The sequence below is a fragment of the Exiguobacterium sp. s83 genome, from assembly GCF_018617095.1.
In the GTDB taxonomy this organism is placed as follows: Bacteria; Bacillota; Bacilli; order Exiguobacteriales; family Exiguobacteriaceae; genus Exiguobacterium; species Exiguobacterium profundum.
In genome coordinates this window covers 1,059,259-1,074,355 of sequence record NZ_JACSJP010000001.1, presented here as the reverse complement: position 1 = coordinate 1,074,355, position 15,097 = coordinate 1,059,259, and the positions used below count along the sequence as shown (strand labels likewise).

The 15,097-nt window shown below is 48.1% G+C and carries 18 protein-coding genes; 15 read left to right on the top strand and 3 right to left on the bottom strand.

Going from position 1 to position 15,097, the window contains the following annotated elements; translation table 11 throughout:
• The first annotated feature begins 2 nt into the window (after window positions 1-2).
• Genes gcvT through gcvPB form a run of 3 tightly spaced genes read left to right on the top strand, consistent with a single transcriptional unit; the run spans window position 3 to window position 3,917 of the window.
• On the top strand, window positions 3-1,079 hold the full coding sequence (gcvT, locus tag KNO73_RS05580; protein ID WP_078147937.1) for a glycine cleavage system aminomethyltransferase GcvT: 1,077 nt from the start codon (window positions 3-5) through the stop codon (window positions 1,077-1,079).
• A gap of 25 nt (window positions 1,080-1,104) precedes the next feature.
• The gene (gcvPA, locus tag KNO73_RS05575) at window positions 1,105-2,442 is read left to right on the top strand and encodes an aminomethyl-transferring glycine dehydrogenase subunit GcvPA (protein WP_047795659.1); all 1,338 of its coding nucleotides are present in this window, start codon (window positions 1,105-1,107) and stop codon (window positions 2,440-2,442) included.
• The gene (gene gcvPB, locus KNO73_RS05570) at window positions 2,442-3,917 is read left to right on the top strand and encodes an aminomethyl-transferring glycine dehydrogenase subunit GcvPB (protein WP_012726585.1); all 1,476 of its coding nucleotides are present in this window, start codon (window positions 2,442-2,444) and stop codon (window positions 3,915-3,917) included. Before gcvPA ends, gcvPB begins: the two co-directional genes overlap by 1 nt.
• Before the next feature lie 40 nt (window positions 3,918-3,957).
• Here the strand turns inward: gcvPB and KNO73_RS05565 are convergent, their stop codons facing one another.
• A complete protein-coding gene (locus tag KNO73_RS05565) occupies window positions 3,958-4,338 on the bottom strand; it encodes a rhodanese-like domain-containing protein (protein WP_012726584.1) in 381 nt (126 codons plus the stop codon).
• 163 nt (window positions 4,339-4,501) lie between these two features.
• On the opposite strand from KNO73_RS05565, the gene mntR reads away from it, so the two are divergent.
• Window positions 4,502-4,930 carry a transcriptional regulator MntR gene (gene mntR / locus KNO73_RS05560; RefSeq protein ID WP_078147113.1) on the top strand — a complete coding sequence of 143 codons (429 nt, stop codon included), beginning with the start codon at window positions 4,502-4,504 and terminating at the stop codon, window positions 4,928-4,930.
• A 174-nt stretch (window positions 4,931-5,104) separates the two neighbouring features.
• Window positions 5,105-5,632, top strand: coding sequence for a hypoxanthine phosphoribosyltransferase (hpt, locus tag KNO73_RS05555; RefSeq protein ID WP_078147112.1), 528 nt, complete (start codon window positions 5,105-5,107; stop codon window positions 5,630-5,632).
• A 23-nt stretch (window positions 5,633-5,655) separates the two neighbouring features.
• Here hpt and KNO73_RS05550 read toward each other — a convergent pair whose 3' ends face one another.
• Complete coding sequence (locus KNO73_RS05550; protein ID WP_012726581.1) at window positions 5,656-6,066, bottom strand: SA1362 family protein; 411 nt, start codon at window positions 6,064-6,066, stop codon at window positions 5,656-5,658.
• A gap of 14 nt (window positions 6,067-6,080) precedes the next feature.
• Window positions 6,081-7,022, bottom strand: a complete 942-nt coding sequence (locus KNO73_RS05545) for a DUF1385 domain-containing protein (protein WP_214686939.1) — start codon at window positions 7,020-7,022, stop codon at window positions 6,081-6,083.
• Between the two features lie 141 nt (window positions 7,023-7,163).
• Here KNO73_RS05545 and aroQ point away from each other — a divergent pair, with 141 nt between their 5' ends.
• The 10 genes from aroQ (at window position 7,164) to KNO73_RS05495 (ending at window position 14,990) form a co-directional block, all read left to right on the top strand.
• Entirely contained in the window at window positions 7,164-7,601 is a 438-nt protein-coding gene (aroQ, locus tag KNO73_RS05540; protein ID WP_012726579.1) for a type II 3-dehydroquinate dehydratase, read from the top strand.
• A complete protein-coding gene (locus KNO73_RS05535) occupies window positions 7,597-8,664 on the top strand; it encodes a M24 family metallopeptidase (protein ID WP_214687712.1) in 1,068 nt (355 codons plus the stop codon). Before aroQ ends, KNO73_RS05535 begins: the two co-directional genes overlap by 5 nt.
• 29 nt (window positions 8,665-8,693) lie before the next feature.
• Window positions 8,694-9,260 (top strand): elongation factor P, encoded by a 567-nt coding sequence (gene efp, locus KNO73_RS05530; RefSeq protein ID WP_012726577.1) that lies wholly within the window; start codon window positions 8,694-8,696, stop codon window positions 9,258-9,260.
• 117 nt (window positions 9,261-9,377) lie between these two features.
• Window positions 9,378-9,827: an acetyl-CoA carboxylase biotin carboxyl carrier protein gene (accB, locus tag KNO73_RS05525; RefSeq protein ID WP_012726576.1), complete on the top strand. Its 450-nt coding sequence runs from the start codon at window positions 9,378-9,380 to the stop codon at window positions 9,825-9,827.
• Window positions 9,828-9,834: 7 nt separating this feature from the next.
• Window positions 9,835-11,178 (top strand): acetyl-CoA carboxylase biotin carboxylase subunit, encoded by a 1,344-nt coding sequence (gene accC, locus KNO73_RS05520; protein WP_078147110.1) that lies wholly within the window; start codon window positions 9,835-9,837, stop codon window positions 11,176-11,178.
• A gap of 112 nt (window positions 11,179-11,290) precedes the next feature.
• Window positions 11,291-11,677: a transcription antitermination factor NusB gene (nusB, locus tag KNO73_RS05515; protein ID WP_078147109.1), complete on the top strand. Its 387-nt coding sequence runs from the start codon at window positions 11,291-11,293 to the stop codon at window positions 11,675-11,677.
• A 63-nt stretch (window positions 11,678-11,740) separates the two neighbouring features.
• Window positions 11,741-12,577, top strand: coding sequence for a bifunctional methylenetetrahydrofolate dehydrogenase/methenyltetrahydrofolate cyclohydrolase FolD (folD, locus tag KNO73_RS05510; RefSeq protein WP_031423334.1), 837 nt, complete (start codon window positions 11,741-11,743; stop codon window positions 12,575-12,577).
• Window positions 12,570-13,916, top strand: a complete 1,347-nt coding sequence (gene xseA / locus KNO73_RS05505; RefSeq protein ID WP_214812922.1) for an exodeoxyribonuclease VII large subunit — start codon at window positions 12,570-12,572, stop codon at window positions 13,914-13,916. Before folD ends, xseA begins: the two co-directional genes overlap by 8 nt.
• The gene (gene xseB / locus KNO73_RS05500) at window positions 13,891-14,115 is read left to right on the top strand and encodes an exodeoxyribonuclease VII small subunit (RefSeq protein WP_012726571.1); all 225 of its coding nucleotides are present in this window, start codon (window positions 13,891-13,893) and stop codon (window positions 14,113-14,115) included. The genes xseA and xseB overlap by 26 nt, the downstream gene beginning before the upstream one ends.
• Window positions 14,112-14,990, top strand: a complete 879-nt coding sequence (locus tag KNO73_RS05495; protein WP_215112198.1) for a polyprenyl synthetase family protein — start codon at window positions 14,112-14,114, stop codon at window positions 14,988-14,990. Before xseB ends, KNO73_RS05495 begins: the two co-directional genes overlap by 4 nt.
• Window positions 14,991-15,097 lie beyond the last annotated feature (107 nt).

The window sequence follows — 15,097 nt, the reverse complement described above, 5'->3', positions numbered from 1 at the left end:
TTATGGAAAAGGTTACTTTGAAACGTACGCCTTTGTTCGATTTGATTGAACCGAAGGCGAAGATGGTTGATTTTGCGGGATTTGAAATGCCGATTATGTTCTCTTCGATTAAAGAAGAGCATTTGGCTGTACGTCAAAACGTGGGGATGTTTGATGTATCTCACATGGGAGAAATTCGAATCGAAGGGCCGGATGCGCTTGAGCAAGTTCAAAACTTGGTGACGAATGATATCTCGAAGATTAAAGTTGGTCAAGCCCAGTATAACCTTCTCTGTCTTGAAGACGGCGGTGTGGTGGACGATTTGCTTGTCTATCGATTGGATGAGGACGCTTATTGGCTCGTCGTCAATGCTTCAAATATTGAAAAGGACGAAGCCCACATTCGTCGATACGTCAAGGGTGACGTGGTTGTGACAAATGAATCTGATGAATATGGTCAGATTGCGATTCAAGGACCGAATGCACAATCCGTACTTCAAACTATCACAAATGTGGTACTCGACGAAATCGGGTTCTTCAAATTCATGAATGGGGACGTTGCGGGTGTGCCATCGATCATCTCTAGAAGTGGGTATACTGGGGAAGATGGGTTCGAGATTTATGCTCGAGCAGAAGCGATTTCTGCCATTTGGGAAGCGCTTGAAACCGAGGGTGTTACCCCATGTGGGCTGGGCGCACGCGATACATTACGTTTCGAAGCGTGCTTGCCGCTTTACGGTCATGAGTTAGATGAGTCGGTCACGCCATTCGAAGCGAATCTCAATTTTGCCGTCAAGCTAGATACTGACTTTGTTGGTAAGGAAGCACTCGTCACTCAAAAAGAGAATATTCCGAATCGATTGATCGGATTGAAATTGCTCGGTCGTGGGATTGCCCGCCAAGGGGCGCAAGTTGAATTGGATGGGAATGTAATCGGCGTTGTCACGACCGGTACGATGCCTCCGACTGTAAATGAATCAATCGCATGGGCACGAGTCGATGCACGTTACAAAGATGAAGATCGTTTTGTCATCGACATCCGTGGCAAAAAGATTGAAGCCGAACGCGTACCGACACCTTTCTATAAACGAACGAAATGAAACAGGGGGATTCAGAATGAACAGAATGGAATTTCGTTATTTACCGATGACCGAACAAGATGAACGAGACATGTTAGAGACAATCGGCGTCGATTCAATCGAAGCGCTTCTTTCAGATATTCCAGAAACACTTCGCGAACAAGCATCATTGGCGGCGATTGGGGCTCCGCTTCCGGAAGTCGATCTCGTTCGTCATATGACGAAGTTGGCTGATAAAAACAAACATACGAAATCATACCCGAGCTTCCTTGGAGCAGGGATGTACGATCATCTTTCACCAAGTGTGATGAACCATATGCTTTTGCGTTCTGAATTCTATACGGCGTATACGCCATATCAACCTGAGATTTCACAAGGTGAACTTCAGGCGATGTTCGAATTCCAAACAATGATTTGTGAATTGACAGGGATGGACGTCGCGAACTCTTCGATGTACGACGGAATCACGGCTCTCGCTGAGGCGACTTACCTAGCGAGCGCGCAGACGAAGAAAAAACGTGTCGTCGTCTCTGGTGCAGTGCATCCTGAAGCGAAGGACGTAATCCGTACGTATGCTGACGGACCGGGGCTATCCGTTGACTACACAGATGTGGTGAACGGGGTGACGGACGTGTCAGACCTTGATTTGACGGATGCGTCGTGTCTTGTCGTACAATATCCAAACTTCTACGGTCGTATTGAAGACTTAGAAACATTGGCAGAATTGGCTCATGAAGCGGGTGCGCTCTTCGTCGTTTCGAGCAACCCGCTCGCCCTCGGAATTCTTGAGTCACCAGGAGCACTCGGTGCGGACATCACGGTCGGAGATGCACAGCCATTCGGTATTCCGCAAAGTTTTGGTGGACCGTCATGTGGATACTTCGCGGTCAAAAAATCATTGATGCGTAAACTACCGGGACGACTTGTTGGTCAAACGGTCGATGAGGACGGCAAACGCGGATTCGTGTTGACGCTCCAGGCGCGTGAACAGCACATTCGTCGTGATAAAGCGACATCCAATATCTGTTCGAACCAAGCGCTTAACGCATTGGCTGCTTCGATCACGATGTCCGCTTTAGGAAAATACGGAATTCGTGATATGGCCGTTCGGAATATTCAAACTGCTCATTATATGAAAGAAGCGTTAAAAGCTGCAGGATTCAACATCGTGGACGAAGGACCGATGTTCAATGAGTTCGTGGTAGATTTTGGACGTGACGCAGAAGAAGTATCGCGCCATCTGCTCGAGCATGGCATGATTGGTGGTCTACCGCTTGGTACGTATGAAGGGGAGCGTCAGACACAGATGTTGGTTTGCGCGACGGAATTGCGCACGAAAGAAGAGATTGATCAGTTTGTCGAAGTGGTTGGGGGGATGAAATAATGCAACACGAGCAAACGCTAATTTTTGAAGTATCACGTGAAGGACGGACTGGATATAATTTGCCGACACCGACTGTCCCAGAGGTTGACCTTGAGACGTTGTTACCGGCTACGATGATTCGAAAAGAGGCGGCGGAACTTCCGGAAGTATCTGAACTCGATGTCGTTCGCCATTACACGTCTCTATCTACACGAAACCATGGGGTCGATTCAGGCTTCTATCCGCTCGGTTCGTGTACGATGAAATATAATCCGAAAGTGAACGAAGATATGGCTCGTCTTCCTGGCTTTGCACATATTCACCCACTGCAACCGGTTGAGACGATTCAAGGTGCGCTCGAACTCATGGTGGACTTACAGGAGCAACTCGCTGAAATTACAGGAATGGACGAAGTCACACTCCAACCAGCGGCAGGGGCGCATGGGGAATGGACGGGACTCATGTTGATCAAAGCGTTCCATGAACGTAATGGGGATACGGCTCGTACGAAAGTACTCGTTCCAGACTCGGCGCACGGAACAAACCCGGCGTCCGCAGTCGTTGCTGGATTCGAGACGGTAACCGTCAAGTCAGATGAGCGCGGTCTCGTCGATTTGGATGATTTGAAGGCAAAAGTTGGAGCGGATACAGCTGCGCTCATGCTGACAAACCCGAATACGCTTGGACTATTCGAAGCGGATATTCTTGAAATCTCAAAAGTCGTTCATGAAGCTGGCGGGAAGCTTTATTATGATGGCGCGAACTCAAACGCGATTCTCGGAATCGCACGTCCGGGGGACATGGGCTTTGACGTCGTTCACTTGAACCTGCATAAGACGTTCACCGGTCCTCACGGCGGTGGAGGTCCAGGCTCAGGTCCAGTCGGAGTAAAACGTGACTTAATCCCATTCCTACCGACTCCAATCGTGACGAAAACAGATGATGGATATGGTCTCGATTACGACCGACCACATTCAATCGGGCGAATCAAACCATTCTATGGAAACTTCGGGATCAACGTCCGAGCTTACAGCTATATCAAGACGATGGGCGCAGAAGGATTGACGCGGGTATCACGTGAAGCGGTCCTCAACGCAAACTATATGTTCGCGCGACTAAAAGATGCGTTCGACGTGCCATATGATACGTATTGCAAACATGAGTTTGTCTTGTCAGGCAAACGTCAAAAAGCCCTTGGTGTTCGTACTCTCGACATCGCTAAACGTCTTCTTGACTTCGGTTACCACCCACCGACAATCTATTTCCCGTTAAATGTCGAGGAATGTATCATGGTGGAACCAACAGAGACAGAATCAAAAGAAACACTTGATGCGTTCTGTGATGCGATGCTCCAGATTGCCAAAGAGGCGGAAGAGAATCCGGAGATCGTTCAGACGGCTCCTCATACGACGGTCGTCAAACGGATGGACGAGACACTCGCTGCCCGTAAACCGGTCTTAAAATATGAGCGTCGTGAGGCGTCATCTGTAAAATAAAAAATGGGCGAGTCGATGATTGAATCGACCCGCCCGTTTTTTAAGCTTTTTTAATCTTACCCTTCCAGTTCTTGAAACCGCCTTCGAGCATGTAGATGTTGTTGTATCCGTTCTTCATCAAGAGTTTAGCCGCCTGGTTTGAACGTGAACTACCTTGGCAGTAAATCAAAATCGGCTGATCTTTGCGCAGTTCTTTCATGCGTAGTTTCATTTGGCCGACCGGGATATTCCGAGCACCAACGATATGTCCGCCTTTGTATTCGTTCGGTTCGCGCACGTCAATCAGCTGACCTTTACGGAGTGAGGCGCGGAATTCTTCTTGTTTCATTTTTTTCAACCCGCGAGCTGGCATGAAACGCCATACGATGTAGGCGATCAAGGCAACCCATAGGAGGATGACGAGGATTGTTTCGAGTCCCATAGATGTTCTTCCCTTCTCTTTCAAAGTTACCATATCTCATTATAATGAATTTAAGGTCATGAGACAATGATTGACTCAATCAATCGGGGCTTTCCCTTTCGATTTCATTCTAGTTAGGATAAAATAAAGAATGGAAACCGGAACATAAGGGGAGGTCGTGCCCATGCCGACACCGAGTATGGAAGATTATTTAGAACGTATTTATTTGTTGATGTCAGAGAAAGGCTATGCGCGTGTATCTGACATTGCGGAACATTTAGGGGTCCATCCCTCCTCTGTCACCAAAATGGTTCAAAAGTTGGACCGTGAAGAATATCTGGTGTATGAAAAGTATCGTGGTCTCATGCTTACAAAAAAAGGTCAAAAAGTAGGGAAGCGATTGGTCGAGCGTCATGCGATGCTCGAGTCTTTTTTACGTCTAATCGGAGTGGATGAGGCAGATGTGTACGAGGATGTCGAGGGAATCGAACATCATCTCAGCTCGAACACACTTGACTGTATGACACAGTTCGTGGAATTTTTTGAAGATAAGCCTGAGCTCATGGATCAATTCAGAGAATTTCGGGATCAAGAGCGAGCTTCAGAGGAATAATATGTGAAAAGCGACATTCGAACTCGATTGTCGCTTTTTATTTGGTTTACCACCGCTAAAATACGAACGAATCATTCATATTTATCATAGAATGTATATTTTTTAGTTATTATTATGTTAAGATGAATCGTGGATTGAATAGATAGGGGGTGACGGCGAACATTCGCCGGATAAATGGAGATTCAAATCAAAGGAAAACTGTTTGATGAACAGCAGATTCAAACACGTGTGAAAGAGTTGGCTGAAGAAATTGAGAACGATGCAGAGGGAACACCGATCGTGATCGTCGCCGTGTTAAAGGGTTCGATGGTCTTTGCGGCAGACTTGATGCGATACATGAAAGGCAGCGTTCAGCTCGATACGGTCGCGACGTCTTCTTACGGGAAAAAGACGGTCTCGAGTGGGAGTGTGCAGCTTCGGAAGGACTTGGATTTAGATGTGGAAGGAAAGTATGTCGTCATTATCGAGGACATCATCGACACGGGACAGACGTTGAAATTCTTGTGTAAACATATGGAGCTTCATCAACCGAAACAGTTGAAAATTTGTACGCTTCTCGACAAGCCGATGCGTCGACTCGTTCAATTGGACGCAGACTATGTCGGGTTCGAAATTCCTGATGAGTTTGTCATCGGATATGGAATCGATTATGCGGAGCAATATCGGAATCTTCCATATATCGGATATGTAGAGACGACATAAAAAGGAGCGCCGCGGCGCTCCTTTTACATATTTGCTTTCTTTTTCTTCTTGCCTTTTTTTCCTTCAATCACTGTTAAGTGTGGAGGATTGCTACGATGTACGGTTGAACGTTTAGATAACTTGGTGACGTTCGAACCAGGTTTCTTCGCTTTCCGGTTTTTAGCGGAAGCGGAAGGTTTGACTTGAGGACCACGACTTCCCTGCATTCGTTTTTTTGAGGCTTGCGCGGTTTTACGATAGCGTGCATCTTCTGCAGACATACGTGGTGCCATGAAGACGCGATAGATCACATAAAAGACTAACCCGAATATCCCGATGAACAACAATTGTCTAAACAGGCGACCCGGATCGGTGGCAAGCATATGCCCGACCCCGATGAAGCCAAGGATAAACACGATTGTTGCAGCGATCGAACCGACTCTTTGTCTGATCATGGTGCTTCCTCCTCTTATCCCTCTCTATGAATGACCGATTCTCCTAACTCTTTTCGTTCCCATGTCTCAAATGCTTCAATCGCGACTTGAATCTGCTCATCATTCGGCTCTCGTGTCGTCAATAATTGGAGCGACAGGCCCGGTTTGCCGAGGAATGACAGAAAGCGATGGTCGCGGAAACGATTGGTAAACTGAAGGACTTCAAATGAGATTCCGATGACGACCGGCAATAGCGCGATTCGGCTGACGAGTCGCAACCAGAGCGGGTCGATTGGCACAATCATATAAACGCCAATCCCGACGAAGACGGTGAATAAAATGAAACTCGAGCCACAGCGATAATGCAATCGCGAGCTTTGGCGTACTTGTTCAACCGTGACCGGACGCCCGGACTCATAGCAATTGATGACTTTATGCTCAGCGCCGTGATATTGGAAGACGCGCTTAATGAGTGGCGTCAATGATATCAAGTAGAGGTAGCTGAGTAACAATACTAATTTTATTCCCCCTTCAAGGAGGTTTTGAATCACATGTCCGGAAAATAAAGGCACGTCTTGAAACATAGCCGCGAGCAGTGCAGGCGTCACATTGAAAATCAATTTACCAAACACGTATGAGATGACACCGACGATTGCGATGATGGCAATCATCCATATGCTCTGTTTTTGGTCTTCGCTCGTGTTCGTATCTTCACTCGGGTCGACATCATATCGATCGCTCGCAAAGTTCATATGTGCAGAACCGTTCTTTAACGATTCGTAAAGCGCGACAATCCCTCTCAAGAACGGTACTTTTTTTAACGATTGGACCCAAGGGACAAGAATGCGCGCTTGCTCGAATGTTTCAATCGAGCCATCTTTTCGCCGGATGGCAGATGCGCTTTCAGAGCGGCCTTGAAACATGACGCCTTCCACAAGCGCCTGTCCCCCGACTGGGATGGTTGGTTTAGAATTCATTCACTTTCCTCGATTCTTCAAATGTTGTACTTGAATTATACCGTGATTTGTAAAAAAAACGAAAGGGCAGAAGGCTCGATTCACGTTCTTTCGATAAATTTGTTACAATAGATAAGACTTGACGAACGAGGGGGAAGAAGGTTGCGGATTTTAGTTTTAAATGGACCGAATTTAAATCTACTGGGTCGTCGTGAACCGGATGTATATGGCGATGTGTCGTTGAAAGGATTGGCGGCAGAACTGATGCTGCGCGCTCCAGAAGACGTTGAACTCACCTTTAAACAATCGAATCATGAGGGAGATTTAATTGATGCGCTGCATGACGCTTTTGATTATGAGGGTGTCATTTTGAATGCGGGTGCCTATACGCATACATCGATTGCGATCCGGGATGCCATATCCGCTATCGCTGCCCCGGTCGTTGAAGTACATATCTCGAACGTGCATGCACGCGAGACCTTTCGGCATGAGTCAAAACTTGCTGCCGTCTGTATCGGTGTCATTACCGGTTTTGGACTCACGAGCTATACGTTAGCGATGCATGCACTAATCGAACATTGGAGGAATCGACATGATTGAACGCGTAAACAAACTGCAAGCAAAGTTAGAAAAAAACGAAATTGATGCGTTGCTCGTCACAAAACGTGAGAATATCCGCTACTTATCTGGTTTCACAGGATCGAGCGGTGTCATCGTCATCACGTTGAATTCGGCAAGTTTTATCACGGACTTCCGTTACACGGAACAGGCGAACGATCAAGTGAAAGGGTATGACATCATCGAGCTTGATACGTCACTCATCAAGTCGGTAGCAGATGTCGTGTCACGTGAATCCATCAAGCGCCTTGGCATTGAGCAGGATGCGATGACAGTGGGGCAATATCGTGCTTATGAAAAAGAAGTGGACGCTCAACTTATTGAAACGTCTGGAATCGTAGAAAAACTGCGCTTGATTAAGGATGAATCAGAGATTAAGATTATGAAGGAAGCTGCGGCAATCGCTGATGCGGCGTACGCCCATATCCAGACGTTCATCCGTCCTGGTCGTACCGAGAGAGAAGTCGCGAACGAACTCGAAATGTTCATGCGTTCAAAAGGTGCCGACTCGTCATCGTTCGACATGATTGTCGCCTCGGGTCTCCGTTCGGCGCTACCGCACGGTGTGGCAAGCGATAAAGTCATCGAAACTGGAGAATTGGTTACGCTTGATTTCGGGGCTTACTATAAAGGGTACTGCTCAGATATCACGCGTACGCTTGCAATCGGTCCGATTTCGGATGAGTTGCGTCAAATCTACGATACGGTACTCCGTGCTCAACTTGCTGGCGTAGAAGGCACACGAGCCGGAATCACTGGCATTGAGGCGGATGCGTTGACACGCGATATCATTAAAGAAGCTGGATATGGCGAGTACTTCGGCCACTCGACAGGACATGGTCTCGGAATGGAAGTGCATGAGGCCCCAGGATTATCGTTCCGTTCGGACACGGTGCTTGAGCCTGGTATGGTCGTGACGATCGAGCCGGGTATTTACATCAATGGCGTCGGTGGTTGCCGAATTGAAGACGATGTCGTCATCACAGAAGACGGATGCTACCGTCTGACACAGTCGCCAAAAGAGTTAATTACGATCGAGGCATAAGCTTCATCTGAATTTAGGAGGAAATCAACATGGTATCAGTTAACGATTTAAAAACAGGATTGACGGTTAAAACGTCTGACGGTTCGATTTGGCAAGTCATCGAGTTCCAACACGTAAAACCGGGTAAAGGCGCGGCATTCGTTCGTACGAAAATGCGTAACTTGCGTAACGGGGCAATCCAAGAAACGACGTTCCGTGGCGGAGAGAAAATCGAACGCGCACACATCGAGCGTAAACGCATGCAATATCTCTATCCAATGGGCGACACGTATGTCTTCATGGACAATGAATCATACGAGCAACTTGAATTGACAAGCGCTCAAGTCAAATCAGCACTTCCATATTTGCTTGAGAACATGGAAGTCAGCATCGCGGACTACGAAGGGGAGATTCTTGGAATCGAGCTTCCAACGAGCGTTGTCTTGACGATCGTCGAAGCAGACCCGGGCGTAAAAGGTGACACGGCCTCGAACGTGAAGAAAAACGCGACAGTGGAAACAGGACACGTCATTCAAGTGCCACTTTTCATCGAACCAGGTGAAAAAGTGACAGTCGATACACGTACTGGAGAGTTCATGGGTCGTTATAACGGTTAATCCTTACGAGTGCTCATTCGAATGAATGGGTGCTCTTTTTTTCTCGTTGCATTCATTGGTCTGACCAGTTATAGTGAAGGAGAGATTAGTACCAGGTATAAACAGGGGGTAAGAAAGATGCAAATCGATCAAATTAAAGAGCTTATTCAATTATTGGACCAATCATCAGTCCATGAAATGGAGCTTGAAACATCTGATTTCAAACTGTCATTAAAGAAAGAAGCGCAACAAACAGTGAGCGCGCCGATCATGCAGACACAAGCATTCGCACCGCCTGCGCCTGCTCCTCAAGTAAATGAACAAACAGAAGAACCGACGCAAGAAAAGGCGTCTTATCGTACTATCACCTCGCCGATGGTTGGAACGTTCTATTCACGTCCGGCACCGGATAAAGAAGCGTTCGTGAACGTCGGCGATCGTGTCGAGTCAGGACAAATCGTTTGTATTCTAGAGGCGATGAAACTGTTTAACGATGTCGAAGCGGAAATCAGTGGCGAAATCGTAGAGGTGTTAGTCGCCGATGGCGATCTCGTCGAATTCGGTCAACCGCTCTTCAGCGTGAAGTGAGGTCGTTATGAAATTATTAATTGCTAACCGCGGGGAAATCGCGGTTCGAATCATACGTGCAGCAAAAGAATTGAATATTCCGACGGTCGCTGTCTTCTCTGAGGCAGATCGTGAAGCGTTACATGTTCATCTGGCTGACGAGGCTTATTGCATCGGTCCGAATCCATCGAAGGACTCCTATTTAAATATCCCTAATATCTTATCAGTCGCCTGCGCCGTGGATGCGACGATGGTACATCCCGGTTACGGCTTTTTGGCTGAAAATGCCGAGTTCGCCGAGATGTGCGAGGCGTGCGGGATTCAATTTGTCGGCCCGAGCAGCTATGCGATTCGCAAAATGGGAATCAAGGATGAAGCCAAACGAACGATGATCGAGTCAGGTGTTCCTGTCGTTCCGGGTTCAAGTGGGGTCGTCACCGACGAAGAAGCCATGGAACTCGCACGTGAGATGGGTTATCCGGTCATCATCAAGGCGACAGCCGGCGGTGGAGGACGTGGCATTCGCGTCGCTCGAGACGAGCACGAACTCGTTTCAGGATTGGTCGCGACACGTAAAGAAGCGAAGCAGGCGTTTGGGAATGGTGACGTGTATCTTGAGAAGTTCATCGAGTCGTTCCGTCATGTCGAAGTGCAGGTTCTCGCTGATCAATTCGGCAATGTCATTCACTTAGGTGAACGTGATTGTACGATCCAACGTCGCATGCAAAAACTAGTCGAAGAGGCGCCATCACCTGCGATTGATGAAACGACACGTCAATTGATGGGGGATGCGGCCGTCAAAGCGGCAAAAGCCATTCAGTACTCGGGAGCGGGGACCATCGAGTTCATTTACGTTCCAGAATCAAACGAGTTTTATTTCATGGAGATGAATACCCGGATCCAAGTCGAGCATCCCGTCACCGAGATGATCACAGGATTCGATCTCGTTCAAGCGCAGCTTGAAGTGGCGCTCGGACATCCGCTTGCCATCTCACAAGAGGACATTACGTTCTCAGGACATTCCATCGAGTGTCGAATCAACGCGGAGGACCCATTTATGGACTTCCGTCCGATGGCAGGGAAGATTGACCAATATATTGTTCCAGGCGGTATGGGTGTCCGTGTCGATAGTGGACTCTATGCAGGAGCGATGATTCCGCCGTTCTATGACTCGATGGTTGCGAAATTGATTGTCCATGCGCCAACGCGTGATGAGGCCATTCTGAAAATGTTGCGTGCTTTGGATGAGTTTACGGTTTCGGGGATTAAAACGACGATTCCATTCCATCAACAAGTCATGGCACATGAGCAGTTCCGCATCGGGACGTTCGATACGAAATTCGTTGAAAAAGAAATGTCATTGGCAAAATAACATGAACCAGGAAGCCCGAACATTATTTCGGTTTCCTGGTTTTTTGTACTGAATTTATGAGTGCTTTATGCTAAACTATCACAATGAAAGCATGTAAAAGGAGAGTAACTGAATGAAACGTCATGAAGCACGAGAGAAAGCGATTCAAACGCTTTTTCAAATCGAAGTATCTAAATTAGAGGTGGACGAAGCAATCGAGTTCGCATTAGATGGAGAAGAGTCTGATCCGTTTTACGAACAACTCGTCACAGGGACGCTAGAACATATTGAAGATATCGACGCATTACTAGTTGAAAACTTGAAAAACTGGCGCTTGGATCGCCTAGGAAACGTCGAGCGTACGATTCTTCGAATGGCAACGTTCGAATTGTTATACGTCGAGACGATTCCAGAGAACGTCACTATTAACGAGGCGGTCGAACTCGCGAAATCGTTCGCGGACGAAGAAGCCGGCAAACTCGTGAATGGCGTACTCGGAAATATCATTAAAGAAGACTAAAAAATAGAGATAAGACACCAGACCAACTACAGAAAAACCTAAAGACAACGGGGGATGAGAGAGATGGCAGTAGTGATCGACGGGAAACAAGTGGCAGCATCATATCGAGAAACGTTAAAAGAGCGTGTGGCGGAACTTCGCGCACGTGGCATCGTACCGAAATTAAAAGTAGTGTTGATTGGGGATGACCCAGCGAGTCATAGCTATGTACGCGGGAAGGAACGGGCGGCAGAAGAAATCGGAATCGATTCACAAGTCCTCCGTTTTGATGAGACGATTAGCGAGAAGGAATTGCTCGACTTGATTGATTTGATGAATGCGGATGAGGAAGTTCATGGGATTCTCGTGCAACTTCCTTTGCCGAAACACATCGACGAATCACGAGTCATCATGCGTATCTCCCCTGAAAAGGACGTCGATGGCTTTCATCCTGAGAATGTCGGGAAGATGATGCTCGGTCTCGATACGTTACTTCCGTGCACGCCGCACGGTATCTTACATCTCGCAAAAACACAAACCGAGATTGCCGGAAAGCACGTTGTCGTCGTCGGTCGTAGTCAGATTGTCGGTAAACCGGTAGGCATGTTGTTCTTGAATGAATCAGCAACGGTCACGTATTGTCATTCGAAAACAGCTGACCTCGGTGAGATGACGCGACAAGCGGATATTTTGATTGTCGCGGTGGGTCGTGCTGGTTTAGTCACAGCAGACATGGTCAAACCGGGCGCGCTTGTCATCGATGTCGGAGTCAATCGGGTCGAAGGTCGTCTAGTCGGTGACGTGGACTATGAAGCTGTTAAGGAAAAGGCGAGTGCCATCACCCCAGTTCCGGGTGGTGTCGGTCCGATGACCATCACGATGCTCATGCATAATACGGTCGAGGTTGCATCACGTGGCTAATCCACTCCCGGTTTCTGAAGTTGTTCGATATGTGAAGCGACAACTTGATGATGATGTCTTGCTTCGACAAGTCGCGGTCATCGGTGAAATCTCAAATTTCAAACGTTATTCATCCGGTCATTGTTATTTCACGTTGAAAGATGACGCGTCTCGGATGAAAGCCGTCATGTTTTCTCGCGATGCCAAACAACTTCAATTCGAACCGAAAGATGGAATGAAAGTCATCGCCGTATCAAAGGTGACGATGTATGAAGCGACGGGAGATGTACAACTGTACGTCGAATTGATGCGACAAGACGGAATCGGTCTATTGTTTGAGCGATATGAGGCGAGAAAGCGTGAACTAGAGGAGATGGGCTGGTTCGACGAGGAGCGGAAGCACCCGCTCCCGATGTTTCCAGAGCGCGTTGGGATCGTGACGTCTCCAAAAGGAGCGGCGCTACACGATATCGCGACCACACTTCGTCGTCGTGCGCCACATGTGGCGATCACGTTCGCACCTGTAGCTGTACAGGGAGAAATGGCGGCTCCACAAGTCGCGTCGGCCATTCGCTGGATGAACGAACGCACCGATTGTGATGTACTCATCGTCGGTCGCGGTGGCGGTTCCATCGAGGAGCTTTGGGCATTTAATGAAGATGTTGTGGTGGAGGCAATCTATGCGTCCACGATTCCCATCATTTCTGCTGTCGGTCACGAGACAGACTTTACGCTTTCTGATTTCGTCGCCGATGTTCGAGCTGCGACTCCGACAGCGGCGGCTGAACTCGCTACCGCGATGATTGATGCGCAGCGAAAAGATGTAGAACGTTTGGATAACCATCTGCACAAAGCCGTCAGAGAGCAATTGGATGATTCGCGAACCCGTGTGGAACGGATGATCAATAGCTATGGATTAAAATCGCCGAGGTACACGATTTCTCAAAAACGGGGACGATTCGCCCAGTCAGAAATCCGTCTCGAGCAAGGGATGAGGAGACATCTCACCCAAGCCACTCATCAGCTCCGTCAGTTGTCACAGCAGCTAGATGTAAAGCGATTTTCAAAAACGTTGTCCAAGCAAGGGGAAGAAGTCAATCATATGGTCGAGCGACTCCGTCGAACGAGACCATTAGAACAAGCAACGCTACAATTTGCACAACAGGTTGGACGGTTGCATGCAGTCAGTCCGCTCGCCGTCTTGTCACGTGGATATACGTTCATTGAACAAGATGGGGCCTATGTGCAGAACGTGAAACAATTACGTGACGGTGATATCTCGATTCGTTTTCGGGATGGTCATGCGATCGCTGAGGTGAAGGAGAGGATTGTCGGTGACGAAGAAAGAACAGACATTTGAGGCGGCGCTCGAGCGCCTCGAACAGATCGTCGCGCAACTCGAGAGCGGTGATGTCCCGTTAGAGGAAGCGATGACCCTATATGAGGAAGGTGTCCGCTTGTCTGCGTTGTGCCAGACAAAACTCTCTGCCGCCGAGAAAAAAATGGATGAAATTTTAGAACTTGATGGGACGCTTCGTGAAAAAGGAGGATCCGCATGAACCGTACCGATGACTTGAACAAGTGGAAACGGACCGTCGAACTGGCGATGCAGGAACTCATTGAGTCGAGTGAGATGCCGAAACGATTACGAGACGCAATGACGTATTCTTTAGAGGCTGGCGGGAAACGCATTCGTCCTGCTCTCGTCTATGCCGTCCTTGAAACGTATAGCATGTCACTCGAGCGAGGACGAGAGGTGGCGGCGAGTTTAGAGATGGTTCATACATACTCACTCATCCATGATGATTTGCCGGCCATGGATGATGACGATCTTCGTCGTGGACGACCGACCAATCATCGTCAGTTTGATGAAGCGACCGCTATTTTGGCTGGGGACGCCTTATTGACGGACGCATTCCGTATTCTCACACAGATGCCACTCCCTGCGCTAGATGTCGTCGAGATTATTCGTATTTTCGGATTGGCGGCCGGTAGCTCAGGTATGGTCGGTGGGCAGTTGGATGATATGCTGGCTGAAAAGCGGAACAACGTCACACTTGAAGAGCTCCAATCCATTCATGAACGGAAGACAGGTGCGCTACTCGTCTATGCACTTGAAGCCGGTGCGATTTTGGCAGGGGCATCGGTGGAAGATCGGATGCACCTCAAACAGTTCGGACGTCATTTTGGCATCGCTTTTCAGATTCAAGACGATATCCTCGATGTCGTCGGAGATGAACAAGCAATCGGAAAACGCGTCGGCTCAGATGAATTGAATGACAAGACGACTTATCCGAAGCTTCTCGGCTTAGAGGGAGCGAAGCAAGCTCTTGAGCAAGAAGTGGGAGCGGCACACGCTGCAATTGAATCACTTTCAGTTCCAGCGCCGTTACTTCTTGAGATGCTATCATTTGTAGTGAAACGAAATCATTGACCTCGGTGACACGATGAGCACATCGTGTCACCTTTGTTTTGGGGAATGTGTGGCATATGCCGTCACATTCTTGTAAAATGTAAGGTACGAATCAGTAAAATGTGAGG